Raw genomic sequence first — 20,027 nt, 5'->3', positions numbered from 1 at the left:
GTCATCCTTGATAGATTAATCTTGTTTGTAATTTAATTGGAGAATAACTTTGTTTTTAGAGAAAATAAGTCTTTTAGGTTTTAAGTCTTTTATTAAAATGCAGGAAGTAAAATTAAGTGGTAGTTTGAATTTTATTGTTGGGCCCAATGGTTGTGGGAAGAGTAATTTATTAGATGCAATTCGTTTTTGTATAGGAGAGGATAATGTGAGTATTTTAAGAGTTAAGAATATTACAGATTTGATTTCTGCATCGAAATCTGGGGAGTCTCATTTTGCTGAAGTAACTCTTTTTTTTAACAATGAAGGTTTATCTATCAGTGATTTTAGGGATAAATTTTACATCAGAAGAAGGCTTTATAAGGATGGCACAAGTGAATATTTTTTCAATAATGATGCTTTAGATATTAAAAGCTATAAGGTTCTTATGAGTAATCTGAGATTTAAGAATTCACCTTATATGTTTATTAATCAAGGTAAGATTGAAAAAATTTCTTCAAATGAGAATATGAATTTGAAATCTTTGATAGAAGAGGCTAGTGGAATAGATCTGCTTAAAGTTGAAGAAGAACAGTCATATAAGAGATTGGAAAAGTCCAGAGAAAATTTAAATTCTTTGTGGACTTTAAGAGGCGAGTTGAATGAAAAATATGAGAAGATTAAAAGTGATTTTTTGCTTAAGGGTAAGTATCAAAAATTAAAGAAAGATTTAGAAGAATTGGAAAAAAAATTAAGATTAAAAAAACTTTTTAATCTTAATTTTGAGTTGAATGAACTTAAGAGCAAGTTGGATATTAAAGATATAGATAGGATTTTATCTCTAAATAGCTTTTCTATTGAAAGTATTAAAGAGAAATTGGAATTTTATTCTTTTAGAGAAAAAAATGTTGTTAAGAATATTGAGATAATTAAAAGAGAAATTGAAGCTTTAAAGACTAAATTGCTTGGAGTAGAAATTAAAATTCAGAAATTAGAACATGATAGAAAAGGAAAAGTGAATTTAGCAAATATACTTATGGGCAATAAATCACAAATTGAATCAGTAAAAGTCAGTGTAAATGAAGAGTTGATGAACTTGAATAATGCTCTTCAAGTTAAGAAGAAAGATTTTTTTTATCTTACTGATGAGATAAATAGATACACTAGAAGTTTTTTTGAGCTTATTGATTTGATTTTATCCATTTCTAAGGATAGCAACATAGAAGAATTTGAATTATTGAAGAAAAACATTTTGAATTCTTTAAAGTTTTTTGAAGATACCTTAAGTATAAAGTATATTAAAGAGATTAGGGAAAATTTACTTAAATATATAGTTAAGGAAGATAAGCTTTTAAATTTATTAAAGGAAAAACTTGAACCTATTTTTGAGCAAAATGTTGACTTAAGGAAATTTTTGCTTGAAAAGAATAGTTCTAAAACTATCCTTGCAAAGGAAATAACTACTATTGAGAGTTTAGTATCTGATAAAACGGTAAAACTAAACGAGATATTAGGCGAAATTGAATATACTGAGCTTTCTAGACTTAAGAATGAAGATGAAATTAATCTGATAGATAGTAATTTGAAATTTTTATTTGAGACTAGAGATGAGCTTAAGGAAAGACTTAATAGTTTGGGCTTAAAACTAGACGAGTTGAGTATGGAGAGAAGTGATATTAATATTAATTTAGATAAATTTTTAAGTGAAGCTAAGGGTAGTGAATTGGTTGTTAATAGTGAGATTCATTCTTTAAATTTACTAGATGCCTTTAGGAATTCGTCTTATTATGAATATATGAAAAAACAGGCGGAATATGATATTTTATTTAATGCTAGCTTAGATATTGAAGGTGATATGAAAAATTTTGATCTTGATAATAAACATTTGGTAAAGTTTGAACTTGTAGAGGATATTGCAAAAATAGATTCTTTACAAAAGGAAATTAATATGATTGAACATAATAATTATATTTTCTTTAATATTGAGAAAGAATACAATGAGATAAAAGAAAAGGTCGAAAGAATAGATTTGCAGATAGATGATTTAAATTTAACCAAAGAATCTTTAAATAAATTGAGGAAAAAAATAAAAGGAGAAATTGATAAAAGATTTAATGATGCATTTGTTGCGATTAATAATCATTTTATTTATTTTTTTAATCGAATGTTTAAAGGTAATGGGAGTCTTTTTTACAGTAAAAATTCAGGAGAGGTAGAGATCAAGATAGATTTTAAGGATAAGTTAACTAAGGGGAATAAAATGCTTTCCGGAGGAGAACATTCTTTGATTAGTATAGCATTTTTGTTTGCTTTGTATTATTATTCTCCTGCTTCATTTTGTGTACTTGATGAGATAGATGCTTCTCTTGATTTTGAAAATAGCAATAGGCTTTCTGCACTTTTGAACGAACTTGGGCAGAGAGTTCAATTGTTGGTAATAACTCATAATATGTATGTTGCTCAAGGGAGTAAGAATTTAATCGGTATTACTAGTGAGAGTGGCGAAAGTGTGGTATTTGATATATAATTTGTTAGGCATATTAAGGAAGCTATTATGGGAGAGAAAAAATTTTATTTGCAAAGCTATTTTTTAATTTCAGTATTTTTATTGATTATTATTTCCTTTTTGACCTATTTTTATTCATATAGAATGCTTGAAGAGACTCGTAGCACTACAACAGAAGATTTAAATCAAAAATTGAAATTACTTAATATAGAAGATTTTTATTTCGATTTGAATTCTAGTCTAAATATGGATGATTTTTTTTTCCCCAAGCCTAATCTTACTGATGGTAAATTAGGAAATAGTTTGATGCATTATCAGTCAGTTAATGAAGGACTTCTTAAGGGGCTTTGGATAAAGTCAGAAAATTTGTTTAATATTAATTTAGAAAAGGAAAATGAGTCATTAATTGATAAAATTTTGGAAAATTATAAGTGAGTAAAAAATTTTTTATTTATTTTAGTTTTTTACTTTTTATTGTTAATGCATTATTTTCTTTATCTTTTAAAAATCAATACAGTACTTATGAACTTGATTTTAGCAGTGATAAGCACGAGTTTTCGTTAAATACTGATTCAAAATTTAATTTTTTTTTTAAAGATGAAGCTTGGATTTATGTTGAAAACGCTAAGAACAATTCATTTATTAGACTTTTATCAGAATCTTATCAAGATGGGAGAGCTATGTTTACTTTTCAAACTTCAAGGAATGCTGGAAATATTGTGTTGACTTTTAAATATCAAAATGTAAAAGATGCTAGGGAATTTACTAAAAATGTAGTGTTGAAGATTACTAAGCAAGAAGAAGTATCTAAGTTAGATAAAATGAATCCTGGAGATAATTTGGATTTAAACAAGAGTATTAATCTTAATAATGGTAGTTTAAGTTCAAAAGATATTATGAGAAGGGCTTTAAATTTATCTTATATTAATGACCACAAGGGAGCAATTGAGTTACTTAATAGTTATGATTTTGATGATAATGATTATACTTTATTAAAAGCCAAGCTTTATTATAAGGATAAGGATTATTTAAATTCTTATTTGAGTTACTTGAGTTTGAGAGATAGATGCTTTAATGAAATTTTTTTAAATCTTATTGAGCTTGGAATTAAATTAAATAAAGTAGAAAATGTATTAAGAGATGTTAGGTTTTTGGTAGAAAATAATATTGATTTTAGTGAAGATATTTATCTTGATATTCTTGAGTTTTTGTTAATGAATGGTGAGTATGATTTTTTTTTGAATTTAAGTTTGCTATACTACCCAAAGTATATGAATTCAAAGTTTCCAGATAGGTATAATTATTTATTAGGCAAGCTGTATGAAACTGAGAGCAAGTATAAGAATTTTGTAGAGTCTCTTAGTTATTATAAGAGAGTTGTTGATGGCTATCCTTTTAGCAATTATTATGAGCTCTCTAAATTGAGATATTTATTTTTAAAACGGTTTTTTTAGGAGAATTTGGTATGATTAGGCGTAGACTTACTAAACAACTTGAAGTAATCAAAGATTATCTTTGGGATATGAAAGAGTGTGTGCTTAAAATAATAGAAAACTCGTTAATAGCTTTAGAATCTAGAGATAAAAATTTGGCTAAAAAGATTATTAATGAGGATGAAAAGATGATAGATGATTATCAATATGATATTGAAGATTTATGTGGGAGAATAATTGCTACTGAACATCCTGTTGCTACTGAACTTAGAGAAATTTTGGCTATTATTAAAATAATTAGCTCTCTTGAACGTATTGCTGATCATTCTACTAAAATTGTCAAAGTTGTGCTTCTTTTAGAGTCTAATGTAGGAGATTTTTCTTCGGTTGACATTTATCAGAAACCTTTAAGGGAGATGGCAGATACAGCAAAAGATATGCTTTCAAATATTTTTGATGCTTACTTTGATGGAGATTTTATTAAAATACTTAAAATAGTAAAGTATGATAATGTTATTGATAAATTGTTTTCAAAGCAAAAAACGGTTGTAATTAATGCTATGAAAGATAACCCAGAGAATTTAGATTATCTTTTAAATATCCTATTTTTAAATAGTTTTTTAGAAAGAGTCGGAGACCATGTTGCAACGATAGGTGAGTTACTTTATTTTGTTAAAGTAGGTGAGAAAGTAAATCTGACTTAAAGAGAAATTTATTGAGTTATAACTTAAGTAAAGAGTAATTATTAGAAGTTGTAATGTTGTTGTTTATATAAAAAAATTTTATTGATTTTAAAAAAGGTATTTTAAAATCAATAACTATAAATTGCTTTATCTGATTGATTTTTTATATGTTGCTGGCATAATATACTCTAAATTTTTATTACTTCTAATTGTTTCTGAATGACCGATCAACAAATAAGAACCATCTTTTAAATGTTGACTGAATTTTTCAGCAAGTTTATTTCTAGTTTTTTCGTCAAAATAAATCATTACATTTCTGCAGAAGATTAAATCAAATTTTTTCTTAAATGGGAAAACTTCATTCATTAGATTTAATTTTTTAAATTGGATCATTTTTTTTAGTATGTCTTTGACTTCAAATTTGTCATTTGTAAATTTGTTTAAATATTTGGTTTTTAAATACTTTGGAAGTGTTTTTACACGATCTTGTGGATAAATTCCTTGATTAGCTTCATTAAGAACAGTAACTGAAATATCTGTTGCTAAGATTTTTGCTTTACATTGAATTTTGTTGTTGCTTATGTATTCATTTAATATCATTGCGATTGTATATGGTTCTTCTCCGCTTGAACATCCAGATGACCATATTCGAATTTCTTCTTCTCCTGATTGAGATATTTGATTAAGTATTTTTGGTAATATTTCTTTTTCAAGAAATTCAAAATGATTAGGTTCTCTAAAAAAATAAGTATGATTTGTTGAAATTTTGTCAACTAATTCTATTAAAGACATTTGATTTTTATGATTTTCTAAGTAATGGATATATTCTGTAAAGTTGCTAAAATTTTTTGCTTTGATTATTGATGATAATCGACTTTCGATTAACAATTTTTTTTTCTCGTTAAGGTTAATGCCGAAATTATTATAGATTATTCTGATTAACCTATTAAGCTCTTCTTGATTTATTTTGATATTAAACTCATTATTCATATGCATTATCTTCTACGTTAATAAGGGGCTTAACCCAAAAATATTTTATACATATTCATTTATAATATCAAAAATGCTTTTTGATATAAATGCTTTAATTGAAATAATATTTTAATTATGTTATTTTAATATCTAAAATGTTATATTACTTAAGTTATTGAAGGTTGTTTTTATGCATAAGAGAGTAAAGCGCACAAAAGAAGTTTTATCTAAAATTGATTTTAATGATAGAAGGGTTGGCAAGTGGGGACTTTTAGCACTTATATTGATTGTATTTGGATTTATTATTGCGCCCTTAATGCCAGGTTTATTTGATACTACTAATTCATCTAAGTTAAAGTTTGGATCTTATAAGGGACAACCAATTTATTATGAAAAAGACAATATGTTTGCTCAATATGTTAATTATTACTCAAATGTTTATTCTAATTTAAAAAAAGATAACAATTTTGTTGATATGGAATATTTTATTTGGAACTTGGCTTTTAAGAAATATATTGAAGATATTGCCTTTCTTGATTTAGCAAAGGATAATGGTTTTTACATTTCAAAAAGCATCTTGAATAAAAATTTAATTAATTCTCCTGTGTACTTAGATTCTAATGGTAGTTTTAGTCCCAAGAGATATAAAAAAGTTTCTGATTATCAGAGGTTTAAAACTCATAGTGAAGCAGTAGAAAAATTACTATCTTCTAACATTCAGGTTTTGCTAAGCAGTAGCTTTATATTGTCAAATTCTCTTCTTAATGCTATTAAGACTATGAGTGAAGTTAGAAAGAATGTTGTATATATTGTGCTCTCATATCAGGATTTTCCAAGAGATGAGATAATCTCTTATGTTGATAAAAATCCAACTTTATTTAAGAGCATAGATATTGCATCTGTTCGTTTTAAAAATTTAAAAGATGCTGGTGATGCTTATGAAAAATTGTCTAAGGGCATGCCTTTTGAAGAGGTTGCTAAATTTTATTCTGAAGACATGACTAATTTTAAAGGTATTGCTTCTTTTAAGAAATATTATTTTGATTTGGATCTTATGCTTGAGAAAAAGGAGGATCTTGGTGCAATCTTCTCTTTGAAGATGAATGAATTTACTAATCCTATTAAATCTAAGAATAGAAGTGAATATGAGATATACAAAGCATTAAGCGATGTTTATGATTTTAATAAAGATTCAGAGCATGATATTAGTTCTGTTAGAAATTATATAGAAACTTATGAACCAAGTCTTATTGAGACTTTTCTTGAGAGTAAGCTTAATATTATTCGTTCTGAAATTAATTCTGGGGAACTGCAACAAGTTCTTAAAAATTATAAGTTGGCATTAAAAGAGGATATTGTTAATCTTGCATATAATATGAATATTTATCCTAGTACTTTAAAAGAGCTGTCAGTTTTTAGCAATAGTAAGGATTTTTATGATATCATTTTTAATTTGCAAGAAGGTCAGTGGTCTAATCCCTTTTTGGCAGATCGCAGAGTTTATTTGTTTTCTTTGCGTTCAGCTGAAAATTATTCTACTAATTCTGATAATTTAATTAAAGAAGATCGTGTTTTTGATAATCTTTATCAGGCAAATAATAAGTTGGTATTAGATTATGTTTTGAATAAAAATGATTTTAAGGATAATTTTTATGAAGCATTCTTTTCTTTACGGGATTTTAGCTTGAAAAATGAGTAATTAGTATGTTCAGGTCACTTATACTATTATTGGGTTGAGATAAATAATAAATGAAAATCATTTAGTATGTGTTTTACAAAATTGATTTTATTTCTTTTTTTTATTTTGTTTTCTTGTGTCAAAGAAAATAAGGATTTTATTGTTTTTAACAAAGAGATGAAAAAACTTAGCGAAGTGAGTTATTCTGATGTAGATATAAGTGAAAATAGTGGAGAAGATGTTTTTGGATCTCTTATTGATCTTAAGGGCTATAAGATTCTTTCAGTTCATCAGGAAAATTTAAATTTAGATGTTTATTTTGAGCAAGTGGTTTTAGCACAGAATTTTTCAGATTTTAAGACTTATTTGTTTATTATTGGATTTGATCCAAAAAGCCATGAGGCAGTTGTTCTTTTTAAAACACAGGTAGATATTGATTCTAAAAATTCTTACAATATGTATCTTGAAGATATTACTGGTGATTATTACTTGGATATAGTAGTTCAAGGCTTTTTGAATGAAGATTCTGTTTTATATGTCTTTCAAAGATCAGTTGCAAATGATGTTGCATCTTATAGGCCTATTTTTTTTGATAAAGTGAATGGAAGTATTATTATAAATAAGTATGATAGGTCTTCAGCTTATGATGATAAGAAGTCAAGGGAGAGTTACTCTATTTCTTTAGAGAGATATGAGAGGCAAGGTGAGGATGTGATAGTGAGTAAGATAGAAAAGTATGAGTACTCTCAATCCCAAGGGAAGTATTATCCTTTATCTGCTAGTGAAAAGGTCGGTCGGATAGATAATAATATATATAAAACTTTAAAGAATTTGCCCAAAGATGAAGTTTATAAATTTTTATATGGTATTTGGTATGATAGTGATGTCCAGCGAAGTTTAGGAAGATTAAATTTTGAGAATGTTTTATTTTTATCATTTAATAGGGCTCTTAATGAGATTAGTATTTTTAAGAGCAATTCTCAGGAAATTGCACATATTGATTATATCTCAAAGCCTGCCTATAATACTCTTAATATTAGTACCAAGTCTATTTTTTCAGATTTAATAGTATATAATTTTTGGATTAAAATCATTGATATTGATAATATTGAGATAAAAGTTGATACTGGAACAGATGCTTATGATAAGCATGGATTTTCAGGTATTTTTAAAAGATTTGATGACTCTATTTTAGTTAAGGATGAGAAGAGATCTTTTTTTATTCCAAATGGTAATTATGTATATAAAGATATTATTTATGATTTTTCTTATCCTAATCTTACTTATATTGTTGAAGATAATATTTATTATGGGATTTTTAACGTCTTTAATTTAAATAATAATTTAATTCTTGAATATGAAATAAGTATGGATGAAAATACGATAAGCAAAGTATTTATTATTGAGCATAGCGAGAGAATACTTCAAAAGCAAAAGTTTTCTACCATTATACTTAATCCTATTAAAATTTTAAAAGATGAGGTAAGTTTGGTGAAGGGGCAAAAATTGAAACTTGAAAGGATAGAAAAATTAGGATAAATTTTATGAAAATATTGAGAAGCATTTTTACTTATATTATTTTTTTGTTAGTAATTTTTACTTTGACTATTTTATTTCCGGTATTTTTAATTTTTAAGATTTTCAAATTTGAGAATTATTTTATAAAATTTGTTTTTATATTAATTAGATTTGCTATTAGGATAGGTTTGTGGTTTGTTGGAATTAAAGTTATTGTTACAAAGGATGATGATTTTTCTTTTTATGAGGGTAGTGTAGTCATTATGGCAAATCATATTGCTTCAATGGATCTGCTTTTTTTAATATGTGTTTTTATGAAACCCTTTATAATAGTTGTTAAATCATCACTTTTAAGAATTCCTTTAGTTAATTTTCTGTTAATTTCTATGGGAGTTATTTTTGTAAATAGGAATAGTATAAAATCTTCTGCTATTGCTCAAAAGAGAGCAATTAAGGTTATTAAGAAAGGGTGGGCTATTGGAATTTTTCCTGAAGGGACTAGAAATCGAGGTGGTAAAACAAGAGATTTTAAAAGAGGTTCTGTTAATCTAGCTTTAAGGACAAATTCTCCAATTATTCCTGTTACTTTGCTTAATACACATAAGTTTTTTATTAAAAATTTGATATTGAATTCAGGATTATCCATATATGTGCATATTCATTCTCCAATAGATATTTTTAGTTTGACAAATGAAGAAAAGGAGAATCTTCATGTTATTGTTAGAGATAGGATAGTTAAAAAATTGGAAGAGATGAAAGTTCAATATAATGTTGATAGGAATTTGAATGAAAACAAATAATTATGATGAGAGTAAAATTATTACCTTATCTTCTCTTGAACATATTAGATTGCGATCTGGAATGTATATTGGGAGATTGGGAGATGGTTCTAATATTGATGATGGTATTTACATTTTAGTAAAAGAGATTATCGATAATTCAATTGATGAATTTATTATGGGTTATGGTAAAGAGATCTTGATAAAAAAAGAAGATAATGTCATTGGTGTAAGAGATTATGGTCGTGGGATTCCTCTTGGCAAAGTTGTGGAGAGTGTTTCTGTTATTAATACTGGTGCTAAGTATAATGATAATGTTTTTCAGTTTTCTGTAGGACTTAATGGAGTTGGAACTAAAGCTGTTAATGCTTTAAGCTCAAAATTTTTAGTACGGTCGATGAGAGGAGGTAAGTTTTTTGAGGCGATTTTTTCAAAAGGAAATTTAATTGAGACGGCAGAGGGTAAATCTGATGAGCAGGATGGTACTTATATTGAATTTTTAGCTGATACGGAGATTTTTGGCAAATATAAATACAGTGAAGATTTTTTGAGGAGAAGATTTTTTCATTATGCTTGTTTGAATAAAGGTTTAAAAATCAAGTATAATGATGAAATTTTTCAGTCTAATAATGGGCTTCTAGATTTTATGAATGCTGAGATTAAGTGTGAGGATTTACTTTATGATTTTGTTTATTATTCTAGTAGGACTTTGGAATTTGCCTTTTCTCATACAAACAATTATGGTGAGACATATTTTTCATTTGTGAATGGACAGTATACTAGTGATGGAGGTACCCATCAGACAGGGTTTAGAGAAGGTTTTGCTAGGGCCATCAATGATTTTTTAAAAAAAACATACTCATCTACTGATGTTAGGGAAGGGCTTGTTGCTACTCTTTCAGTGAAAATAAAAGACCCAATGTTTGAAAGTCAGACGAAGAATAAGCTTGGTAATATTGAAATTAGAAGTGATATTGCTAAAGAAGTGCAAAGAATAATTTTAGAGATTCTTTATAAGGATAAGGCACTTGCAAAGATAATTGAAAACAAAGTTGTTGAGAATGAACGTCTTAGAAAAGAATTAAGTAGTGTGCGAAAAGAGGCGAAAGAGAGAGCAAGGAAAATATCTTTTAAAATTCCTAAGCTTAAGGATTGTAAGTTTCACTTTAATGAAAAGAGTATGCAATCTAATTCGACTATGATTTTCTTAACAGAAGGAGATTCTGCAACAGGTTCAATGGTATCTTGCAGAGATGTATATACACAGGCTATATTTTCTCTTCGTGGTAAGCCTCAAAACATGTTTGAAAAGAATAAGTCTGAGATATATAAAAATGAAGAACTTTACAATATGATGGTGGCTCTTGGCATTGAGGAGTCAATCGAAAATTTGAGATATAATAAGATTATAATTGCAACAGATGCAGATTTTGATGGTTTTCATATTAGAAATTTGCTTTTAACGTTTTTTTTGACTTATTTTGAAGATTTGGTTTTGAATGGACATATCTATATTTTAGAAACACCACTTTTTAGGGTTAGAAATAAAATTTCTACTATTTATTGTTATACTGAAGAAGAGAAACAGAAAGCTATTCTTGAACTTAAGAATCCTGAAGTTACAAGATTTAAAGGACTTGGGGAAATTTCTCCAAGTGAATTTAGGAGTTTTATTGATGTTTCTAGCATTAAGCTTACAAAAGTAGATCTTATTAATATCAAGGAAATAAAAGAAAAATTAGGGTTTTATATGGGGCCTAATACTCCTGATAGGCGAAACTTTATTATGGAGAATTTGATTTAATGGATATTAAAACATTACTTAAGGATAATTTTTTACAGTATTCATCTTATGTTATTAAAGATCGTGCGATTGCCAGTGTTATTGATGGATTTAAGCCTGTACAGAGACGAATTATACATTCACTTTTTGAGATGAATGATGGTAACTTTCATAAAGTTGCAAATGTTGTTGGCAATACAATGAAATATCATCCTCATGGGGATACTTCAATTTATGAAGCGCTTGTTAATATAGCAAATAAAGATTTATTTATTGAGAAGCAAGGAAATTTTGGTAATCTTTTGACAGGTGACCCTGCTTCTGCTTCACGTTACATTGAATGTCGATTAACTCCGCTAGCATTTGAAGTTCTTTATAGCAAAGAAATAACCTCTTATGAACCTTCTTATGATGGTAGAAATGATGAACCTTTAATTTTTCCTGCTAAAATTCCTGTGATACTTATTCAGGGAAGTGAAGGAATTGCTGTTGGAATGGCTGCTAAAATTCTTCCTCATAACTTTAATGAAATTTTAAATGCTGTTAAGAGTGAGTTGCTTGGCGAGCCTTATGAGCTTTACCCTGATTTTCCAACAGGTGGTATAGTGGATGTTAATGAATATGCTGATGGAAATGGAAAAGTGTTGGTTCGTGCGAAAATTGAGTCTACAGATGATAATAAGGCTATTTTAATAAAAGAATTACCATTTGGAGAGACTACTGAGAGTTTGATAGCTTCAATTGAGAAAGCTATTCGTAAAAATTATATTAAAGTTTCAAGCATTAACGATTTTACTACTGAGAATGTTGAGATTGAATTAACTCTTCCAAGAGGGGTTTATGCGAGTGAAGTGATTGAAAAATTATATCATTATACAAATTGTCAAGTATCTATTTCTGTTAATTTGCTTTTACTAAGTGATAGATATCCTGTTATTTATACTATTACAGACATCATCAAATTTCATGCTGAACATTTGCAAAAAGTTTTAAAGATGGAGCTTGAATTAGAGAGAAGTAAAATTATTGAGAAGATATTTTATAAGAGTTTGGAACAAATATTTATTGAAAAGAAAATTTATAAAATCCTTGAGACTATTTCTAAAGAGTCTGATGTTGTTAATATTGTACTGAATGAAATTTTCAAGTATAGGAATAATTTGTCTAGAGAGATTGTTTTGAGTGATATTGAGAATTTACTTAAAATTCCTATTAGGAAGATAAGTATGTTTGATATTGATAAAAATAATAAAGACATTCGAACTTTAAATAAAGAATTAAAAAATGTAGAGAGTAATATTAATTCAATTAAGGGTTATGCAATAAATTTTATTGATAAGCTTCTTGCAAAATATTCTAAAATTTATCTTAGAAAAACGGAAATATCTTTAATTAAGTCAAAAAATGTTAGAGAAATAGCTACTAAGAATATGAAGGTTTATTTGAACTTAAATACAGGTTTTGTTGGAACCAGTCTTATTATTGATGGTGAGTTTATTGGTAATGCTAGTCACTATGATAAATTATTGATATTTAGAAAAAATTCTTATGTGTTAAAAAATATTGAAGATAAAACCTTTATTGATAAGAATAATTTGGATGCTTTAGTGTATGATATAAATAATTCTAAAGAACAAGTATTTTCTGTAATTTATCTTAATAAAGTTGATAATTTTTATTATCTTAAGAGATTTAAGATAGATAAGTTTGTTACGGATAAGGTTTATAAATTTTTAAATGATGAGGATGAATTTGTAGATTTTGCTTTAAATCCGGAATTTGTAGAATTTTCTACTAGTAAAAATATTGTTAAAGTGATTAATATTAATGATTTTATGGTTAAATCGCGAATTTCTGTGGGCAGAAGAATTTCAAGCAGTAGTATTAAAAAAATTAAGTTTAAGTAAAGTTATAACTAAATTATTTAATAATTAAATTATATATAATTGAATAATTTAGTTAAATTATATATAATTTAATTATTAAATAATTTAGTTAATTTATATATAAATTAAATATTAAATAATTTAGTTAATATTTAATTATATGATGGGGGTATTTTATGAAAAGAATGTTAATATTAATGTTATTTCTTCTTTGTTTTTTCGTTAGTTTTGCTCAAAGTAATGGTGATATGATTTCAGAGAGTGGTGGTAGTGTTGGGATAGATAACTTTTTATTTTATGAGTCTAATAAAAAAACTGCATTAATTCCTGCTTTATTAAATGTTACTATAGGATTTGGAATAGGAACTTTTACTCAAGGAGATGTTCTTGGTGGACTATTGCTTATGGGTACTGATGCTTTGGGTGTAAGTTTGTTAACTTATGGTCTATTTTCTAGACATCAGTTTAATACACTGACTGAAGCTCAACAAAAAACAGATCCAGGACAAAAGAAGGGAACGATTTCTGTATCTTTAATAGCAATAGGGGCTGCTACTATGGGTTTAACACGTATTGTGGGCATTATACTTCCTTTTACATATGCGTATAATTTTAATAAAAGGCTTCAAAAAGATTTAGGAATTGAGTTAGGAGGATTTAAACCTACATTTGATTTAAACTTCAATGAAGGTAGTACTGGTGGGTTGTTGGGACTTGAGCTTGCTTTTGTTAAGAAGTATTGATTATTTGATTATAAAAAAGTAAGAATTGAGTAGTTATAATGTTTATTATAACTACTTTTTTAGTATTAATTTTAGTGATGATTTATTTTAAGAATAATATATTTATGATACTGATATAGTTTAAACGAATTACATTAGGTGCTTTATTTGAAATTATTATCTTGTTTTAAAAGTTTATGTTTTATATTGAATTTATCTATATTGTTTAATTACTCGGCCTAAATCTTTTTTTATGCTTTTTTGTTTTAACACCTCTCGTTTATCAAATAATTTTTTTCCTTTACATATTCCAAGTTCTACTTTTATTAATGAATTTTTCAGATAAATTGAAATAGGAACTAATGTGTATCCTTCCTTTTGTTTAAACCTTTTGAGCTTGTGTATTTCTTTTTTTGTTATAAGAAGTTTTCTGAGTCTTGTTTCTTCATGGTTGAAGATATTACCTTCTTTATACTTTGCTATATGTAAGTTTTCAAGCCACATTTCGTCTCTTTTAATACTGGCAAAACTATCATTAAATGAAAATTTTTTTAATTTAATAGATTTAACTTCAGTTCCTTTTAAGACAATTCCGCAGTTTATTTTATCTTCAATAAAATAATTAAATCTTGCTTTTTTGTTTTCAAGCAATAATATGCTCACATCTATTCCTTCTCAATAACAAGTCTAAATCCAATATTTGGAGAATAACTCCAATTCTTAAAAAATGAAGCTTTCATTGAAGGTTTAAGTATTGCATTGTTATGATAGTTATATGTTCTAATTTCAGTGATTAGCGAATTGAAGTTTGAGTTTGCAGAATATATGTCATTTTCACTTTGAAATAATAGAGTTTCATTGAAACTTGAGTTTTGCATTAAATTCCAAAATCCAACTTTCTTAGATATTTCATTGACATTTAGACTATTTATAGCCCTTGGTACTTCTCTTTGATATAGTTCCCATTCTTGAGATATAGGAAGTCTTGCTTTAAATCCTTTTGGTAGACTTGAAGAATACCATTTAGCATATTCCATTGCTGCATGATAAGATATGTTTGTAATGTCTTCATTTGAGGACATTTGTTTAAAGGTTTTAAGATAACTTTCATCTACAAGTTCTTCTTTTATTAGATTATCTTTATTGTTTAGTGTCCACTTTGGATTTTCATTTAAGAAATCTTGATATTCAGCTTTAGTCACATTTCTATTTTGGATTAAAAATTCTTTTAAATTATATGTGGTTTTGAGTGTAAGGTTTTGTGAGTATAACTTGTAATTTTTAACACTTTCAATATTTTGTGACGGTATCTTTTTGAAATTATTTAGATACAAATTTATGCTTTTATTTTCAACTTTTAAAGTTTTATTCTCATTTTTTAATTTTTCTATTAATGCTTTAAACCATGTTTCTTTAGATATTTGTTTTTGTTGTTCTTTATCCAAGTTTTCAAAAAACCAAATTATTGATCTGCTTTCTAGATTAAAGTTTTGTTGTAAAGATTCCCATATTTCTTTATTGTTATTATTTTTTATTAAGTAGATGTTTGTGTATACTTTCAGAAAGTCTTTAAATATTTCATTCGAATTTAAATATGGAATAGATGATTTAAAGAATTTTTTTATTTCTTCTGGATGATTTTTAAAATCATTTAAAAGTAGTGAGAATACAGGAATTAATTTTATGTTTTCATTAGTATTTTTAATTTTTGTCATAACTGAGAGTTCTTTTTGTCTTTGTGTAATGATTTTATTGGGATCTTTTAGTTCTAAATCAATATTAAACTTATAGCTTGTGAATAAGCTATTTTGTATTTCAATTTTTTTTTCATAAGTCTCAAATCCGAGTCTTTGAATCTTTAAGGTGCCTTTAGTAGCACTTGTATATTTGTTTAATGGTGTTCTTCCAATGTATTTTTCGTCTAGATAAACATGTGCATTATTTATGTTAGTGTTTATTTTTAAATATGCCCCAGGATTTTTTAACTTGTTGTTTATGATTAAACTGAACAGTAATATTAATGGTAGAATAATTATTATAAAAAAAACATAAACTTTTGGGGTTATTCCTAAGATTGGTTTTAACTTTACTTTAAGTGCTTCTTCCTTAATATTAGGAATGCCATTCTCTTTAAGCATATATAGTGATTATAAAAAAGTATTAGAAGAAATTCAATATTGAATATGTTTGTGTTTTTATTAATTAAAAATGCAAATGAAATTGTGTTGAGTTTTTTATAATGGTAAAAGATTAGTTTGTGTAATTTGTATATCTTTGTTTTAGGATTTTGTTCTTTTTAATAAGGCTTTGTGATTATAAGGATGTTAATAATTTTTGATTTTAGATATAATTTGATTTTGAGGATAAGTTTATGTATTTAGAAAAATTAGATAAGTTTGCTGACTTTTTAGTGAAGATTATTGAGAAATATTTAACTTATAGAAAAAGAAAGAAGTATTTTTATAAATTGAAAACCAAAAGTCGAGGCTTTATGATGAACTTTCTATTTGAGCTTTTGGGTGCTGCGATTTTTGTTTTTGGAATAAATCAATATTTTTTACAAGCATATAGAATTCCATCGGGGTCAATGGAGAATACTCTTCAGATTGGAGATTTGTTATTTGTGGATAAGTTTTCTTATGGGCCTGAGCTTTTGCCGGGAGTGTTGAAAATAAAAGGATTAAAAGATGCGGATGAAACAGATATTGTTATTTTTGAAAATGTTGAATATAAGTCAAAAGGACTTTTTTTTGATATTTTACATAGATTACTTTACATGTTAACTTTTAGTTTTATTGATCTTGATAGAGATGAAAATGGGAATCCTAGTGTTAGATTTCTTGTCAAAAGAGCGTTATTTTCAGATGGTAAGATTGTAAGATTTCGGAATGGTAAAGTATTTGTTAAGAAAGAAGGAGAAGAAGATTTTATAGAAGAAGATTCTTATAAAGCTTCATTAGGATATAATTTTAGTATTAAGAAATATATACAAGATGCAGATTATAAGGTTTATGATAATCTTGCTATGTTTATTGCACTAAATCAATTAAGCGTTAATCTAGAAAATATGTCTGATTTTTCATTTTTTAATGTTAGAGAAGTTGATAGGTTTGAAGTTGAAAGATTAGAGTATCGTTATTTGGTAACTTTTATGCCATATGTTGATTATTACATGGAGAGGGCCATAATGAGAGATTATGGGATGTATGTGCCTTATGGATATGTATTACCTATTGGAGATAATAGAGATAATTCTTATGATGGTAGATTTTTTGGAGTCATAGATAAAAATAAAATTCTTGGTAAAGCTCTTTTCATGTATTTTCCTATTTCTAGAATAGGTTTGATTTAAATATGGCAGCATATTTAACTTTTGAGCAAAGACTTTTAAAAAAGAAGAGGAGGCAAAGTTTTTTTAATTTTATTCTATTGTTTTTAGTGTTAAATTATTTTTTTACAAAATTTGTTTTACAGATTTTTACTTGTCAGGGTGATGAAATGTTGCCTTTAATAACAAAAAATAATAGTTTAATTTTTGTTTCAAAACATATAAGATCTTTTGTTGTGCCTTTAAAAATGAATGATATTGTACTTTATGAAGATTTAAATTTAAGGAGAAATCTTGTTTCAGATTTTTTCAGAGATTTATTTTTTTTAAACAAAATTTTTAATACGAAAAGTTATAAAATTTCAAAGATAGTGGCTATCCAGGGAGATTTAGTTTATGTTAAGGGTTTTGATGTTTTGGTTTATCGAAGAGATAATAATTGTTATTATTTGAATGGTAATCTTATGGGTGATTATAAATTAAATGATTTTTTTAGCTTTAATGAAGTAATTAAGTGTTTTGCCTTAAAGAAAAATGAATTTTTTCTATTAAATGATAATTTAAAAATTTTAAATGATTCTAGAGTATTTGGGCCTATTAAAAAATCTCATATTTTATCTTTATTAATGTTAAAGATAATGGACAATAAAATTGTTAAATAAGATTTTTGTTGATGCTGATTCTTGTAATTTTCGGGTAATAAAATTTTTACAAAATTTTGTATTACTTAGAGGAGTGGATCTTATTTTGGTTGCGAATCGATATCTAAATTTAGATATGACAAAAAGTACTATTGTTAAGGTTGTAGACAATGTTGATTCTTTTATTTTGGAATTCGTTGATAGAAATAGTATGGTGGTTACCAGGGATATATTACTTGTTAAGGAATTATTAGATTTGCAAATTAGAGTTATGAATGATGAGGGTCAGATTTTTGATATAAATAACATAAACTACTTATACTTTAGATCTAAACTAAATATTAGTTTAGGTATTAAGGTTAGAAAATGTTTTAGTGCAAGATCTAATAAAGTTCGATATTCAAATTTTGCAATTAATTTTCATCGTCTATTCTTTAGTTAGTTTTTTGTTTTCAATTTTCCATAATCCTTTTCCTTGAGTTAGTATGTAAATTACTTTATTTGATATAGGTATAATATCATTAAGTTTTGTTGTACTTAATTGTGAACCATTATAAGAGCCTGAAAATACAGATTGTGAAGGTGGTTGCAAAATAAAGGTATTTTTATTTTTAATGAGCTCTACAAATCCACTATTACTTCCGATAAGTATTATGCCATCAACTTCTCTTGCGAAATATGCAATAAATTCTCCTATTCCTTCGTAATTGAATATTGGAGTTTGATAATTATTTGTGCTTGAGTATATTTTAAATTGATTGTCTGATGCATCATACTCTCTTCCAGTGATTACTAGAGTTTCTTTAGAGCCACGTATACTTGTTTCTATTATTGCCATTATTTCATTTGTTGAGTTAACCTTTATAATTCCTCCCCCATTTAGTTGCCAAATTTTTGAAGATCTACCTGTAATTAATTTATTCTCATTTGAGATTTGATAGAATTTATCATCATTAGTTATACCTCTAGGGGTTTGATTATTTCCATTTAAATCTAGAATGATTTGTTTTCCATTTTCTTCTAATGCTAAGATATAGGCTGAAGTAATGCCACTTGTGGTTATAGATTTTAAAAATTTAATTGCAATGAGATTTTTTTTGAATTTAATTGTCCAATTATTGTTCTTGAGAGTATATAGTTCTAGTTGTCCATTTTTGTTTTGAACTAGTAAATATGTTTCCCCTGATATATTGACTAGGTCAATTACAAACTCATAAGAATTACTAAAATTTACTTTTTCAACGTTTCCATTTTCTTTTTTAAATAAATGCATTGCTGCAATATAAAGAATATTATTGACTAATGAGATGCCACTTGGGCTTGCACTGTCTAGGATATTATTGTTGTTGTTTATTTTTTGCAACTTGCTCAGTTGGGAAAAGATAGATTCACTTGAACATGATAGAATGAAAAGTGTTAATATTATTACCATGAATTTTTTAAAATCTTTTTTGTTCATCATAACCTACAATTTGCTTATATTCACTATTATTGAGAGTGATATTATTAAAAAATGTCCCATTTTAGCTGAATTTCCAAATTCAAACATTGTCCACCATGTAGATGTCATTCCTAAAGCCCATTTATGATTAAAATTCCATAGGATTCCGGAACCAATAGATATTACAGGCATTGCATCAAAAGTTCTTAAATTTGAGATACTATCACTTTTATCTCCATAAGAACTTAAAGAAAATCCTATATTTGAAAATATGGGTATCTGAAAGAGCTCGCCTATATTGAAGATATAGCTTATTAAGAATGTGATAGGCACTGTACTGAGTGTTTTACCTATGCTAGAGTCAGGATTTAACAAGCTAAATGAATGATTGATATCAAAATTAAATAAGTATCTGAGCTCAAGACCTATAGCTAAACTGCTTAAGATATGATATTGGTATTTAAGTGATCCAATTCCTCCAGGATATAGATTTGAAGAAAAGATTTTTGATAGACCATTGTAAAAAAGGGGAATTCCTAAACTTAAATCTGCGCCCATAATAGAATTTCCTTTTTTATCAATTGAATATGCTTCAGTTCTTTTTACATTGATGCATAAAAATAGCAGTAAAGCAAATCCGACTAAAAGATTTTTTTTCATCATTCTCCATATTTCAAAAAC

18 protein-coding genes are annotated in these 20,027 nt (G+C 26.6%); 13 read left to right on the top strand and 5 right to left on the bottom strand.

Features of this window, described 5'->3' with window-relative positions:
• Nucleotides 1-49: 49 nt before the first annotated feature.
• Genes K5Q05_RS00215 through phoU form a run of 4 tightly spaced genes read left to right on the top strand, consistent with a single transcriptional unit; the run spans nucleotide 50 to nucleotide 4,619 of the window.
• Complete coding sequence (locus K5Q05_RS00215; protein ID WP_025444060.1) at nucleotides 50-2,503, top strand: AAA family ATPase; 2,454 nt, start codon at nucleotides 50-52, stop codon at nucleotides 2,501-2,503.
• A 27-nt stretch (nucleotides 2,504-2,530) separates the two neighbouring features.
• Nucleotides 2,531-2,917 (top strand): hypothetical protein, encoded by a 387-nt coding sequence (locus K5Q05_RS00210; protein ID WP_025444061.1) that lies wholly within the window; start codon nucleotides 2,531-2,533, stop codon nucleotides 2,915-2,917.
• The gene (locus tag K5Q05_RS00205) at nucleotides 2,914-3,936 is read left to right on the top strand and encodes a hypothetical protein (RefSeq protein WP_025444062.1); all 1,023 of its coding nucleotides are present in this window, start codon (nucleotides 2,914-2,916) and stop codon (nucleotides 3,934-3,936) included. The genes K5Q05_RS00210 and K5Q05_RS00205 overlap by 4 nt, the downstream gene beginning before the upstream one ends.
• A gap of 11 nt (nucleotides 3,937-3,947) precedes the next feature.
• Nucleotides 3,948-4,619, top strand: a complete 672-nt coding sequence (gene phoU, locus K5Q05_RS00200; protein WP_025444063.1) for a phosphate signaling complex protein PhoU — start codon at nucleotides 3,948-3,950, stop codon at nucleotides 4,617-4,619.
• A 126-nt stretch (nucleotides 4,620-4,745) separates the two neighbouring features.
• On the opposite strand, the gene K5Q05_RS00195 is transcribed toward phoU, so the two are convergent.
• Entirely contained in the window at nucleotides 4,746-5,594 is an 849-nt protein-coding gene (locus tag K5Q05_RS00195) for a CheR family methyltransferase (protein ID WP_099497121.1), read from the bottom strand.
• A 166-nt stretch (nucleotides 5,595-5,760) separates the two neighbouring features.
• Here K5Q05_RS00195 and K5Q05_RS00190 point away from each other — a divergent pair, with 166 nt between their 5' ends.
• The 6 genes from K5Q05_RS00190 (at nucleotide 5,761) to K5Q05_RS00165 (ending at nucleotide 13,957) form a co-directional block, all read left to right on the top strand.
• Nucleotides 5,761-7,269 carry a peptidylprolyl isomerase gene (locus K5Q05_RS00190; RefSeq protein ID WP_025444064.1) on the top strand — a complete coding sequence of 503 codons (1,509 nt, stop codon included), beginning with the start codon at nucleotides 5,761-5,763 and terminating at the stop codon, nucleotides 7,267-7,269.
• Between the two features lie 66 nt (nucleotides 7,270-7,335).
• On the top strand, nucleotides 7,336-8,787 hold the full coding sequence (locus K5Q05_RS00185) for a pallilysin-related adhesin (protein ID WP_025444065.1): 1,452 nt from the start codon (nucleotides 7,336-7,338) through the stop codon (nucleotides 8,785-8,787).
• Nucleotides 8,788-8,792: 5 nt separating this feature from the next.
• Nucleotides 8,793-9,566, top strand: coding sequence for a lysophospholipid acyltransferase family protein (locus tag K5Q05_RS00180; protein ID WP_025444066.1), 774 nt, complete (start codon nucleotides 8,793-8,795; stop codon nucleotides 9,564-9,566).
• Nucleotides 9,553-11,349, top strand: a complete 1,797-nt coding sequence (locus K5Q05_RS00175; RefSeq protein WP_025444067.1) for a DNA topoisomerase IV subunit B — start codon at nucleotides 9,553-9,555, stop codon at nucleotides 11,347-11,349. The genes K5Q05_RS00180 and K5Q05_RS00175 overlap by 14 nt, the downstream gene beginning before the upstream one ends.
• On the top strand, nucleotides 11,349-13,235 hold the full coding sequence (locus tag K5Q05_RS00170) for a DNA topoisomerase IV subunit A (protein ID WP_099497122.1): 1,887 nt from the start codon (nucleotides 11,349-11,351) through the stop codon (nucleotides 13,233-13,235). Before K5Q05_RS00175 ends, K5Q05_RS00170 begins: the two co-directional genes overlap by 1 nt.
• A gap of 155 nt (nucleotides 13,236-13,390) precedes the next feature.
• Nucleotides 13,391-13,957 (top strand): P13 family porin, encoded by a 567-nt coding sequence (locus K5Q05_RS00165; protein ID WP_025444069.1) that lies wholly within the window; start codon nucleotides 13,391-13,393, stop codon nucleotides 13,955-13,957.
• A 192-nt stretch (nucleotides 13,958-14,149) separates the two neighbouring features.
• Here K5Q05_RS00165 and smpB read toward each other — a convergent pair whose 3' ends face one another.
• Nucleotides 14,150-14,599 (bottom strand): SsrA-binding protein SmpB, encoded by a 450-nt coding sequence (gene smpB, locus K5Q05_RS00160; protein ID WP_420043026.1) that lies wholly within the window; start codon nucleotides 14,597-14,599, stop codon nucleotides 14,150-14,152.
• A 2-nt stretch (nucleotides 14,600-14,601) separates the two neighbouring features.
• Nucleotides 14,602-16,074, bottom strand: coding sequence for an SUMF1/EgtB/PvdO family nonheme iron enzyme (locus K5Q05_RS00155; RefSeq protein WP_099497123.1), 1,473 nt, complete (start codon nucleotides 16,072-16,074; stop codon nucleotides 14,602-14,604).
• 233 nt (nucleotides 16,075-16,307) lie between these two features.
• Between K5Q05_RS00155 and lepB (K5Q05_RS00150) the strand changes: the two genes are divergently transcribed.
• The 3 genes from lepB (K5Q05_RS00150) to K5Q05_RS00140 are packed head-to-tail and all read left to right on the top strand — an operon-like array spanning nucleotide 16,308 to nucleotide 18,347.
• Nucleotides 16,308-17,288: a signal peptidase I gene (lepB, locus tag K5Q05_RS00150; protein ID WP_025444071.1), complete on the top strand. Its 981-nt coding sequence runs from the start codon at nucleotides 16,308-16,310 to the stop codon at nucleotides 17,286-17,288.
• 2 nt (nucleotides 17,289-17,290) lie between these two features.
• A complete protein-coding gene (gene lepB / locus K5Q05_RS00145) occupies nucleotides 17,291-17,926 on the top strand; it encodes a signal peptidase I (RefSeq protein ID WP_025444072.1) in 636 nt (211 codons plus the stop codon).
• On the top strand, nucleotides 17,916-18,347 hold the full coding sequence (locus K5Q05_RS00140) for a DUF188 domain-containing protein (protein WP_025444073.1): 432 nt from the start codon (nucleotides 17,916-17,918) through the stop codon (nucleotides 18,345-18,347). The genes lepB (K5Q05_RS00145) and K5Q05_RS00140 overlap by 11 nt, the downstream gene beginning before the upstream one ends.
• Here K5Q05_RS00140 and bamB read toward each other — a convergent pair.
• Nucleotides 18,333-19,364 (bottom strand): outer membrane protein assembly factor BamB, encoded by a 1,032-nt coding sequence (gene bamB / locus K5Q05_RS00135; RefSeq protein WP_084821504.1) that lies wholly within the window; start codon nucleotides 19,362-19,364, stop codon nucleotides 18,333-18,335. The two genes, K5Q05_RS00140 and bamB, sit on opposite strands and share 15 nt — an antisense overlap.
• Before the next feature lie 6 nt (nucleotides 19,365-19,370).
• Complete coding sequence (locus K5Q05_RS00130) at nucleotides 19,371-20,006, bottom strand: BB0027 family outer member beta-barrel protein (protein WP_025444075.1); 636 nt, start codon at nucleotides 20,004-20,006, stop codon at nucleotides 19,371-19,373.
• Nucleotides 20,007-20,027 lie beyond the last annotated feature (21 nt).

This window comes from Borrelia miyamotoi, from assembly GCF_019668505.1.
GTDB lineage: Bacteria > Spirochaetota > Spirochaetia > Borreliales > Borreliaceae > Borrelia > Borrelia miyamotoi.
This window is presented reverse-complemented; position numbering and strand designations above follow the sequence as displayed.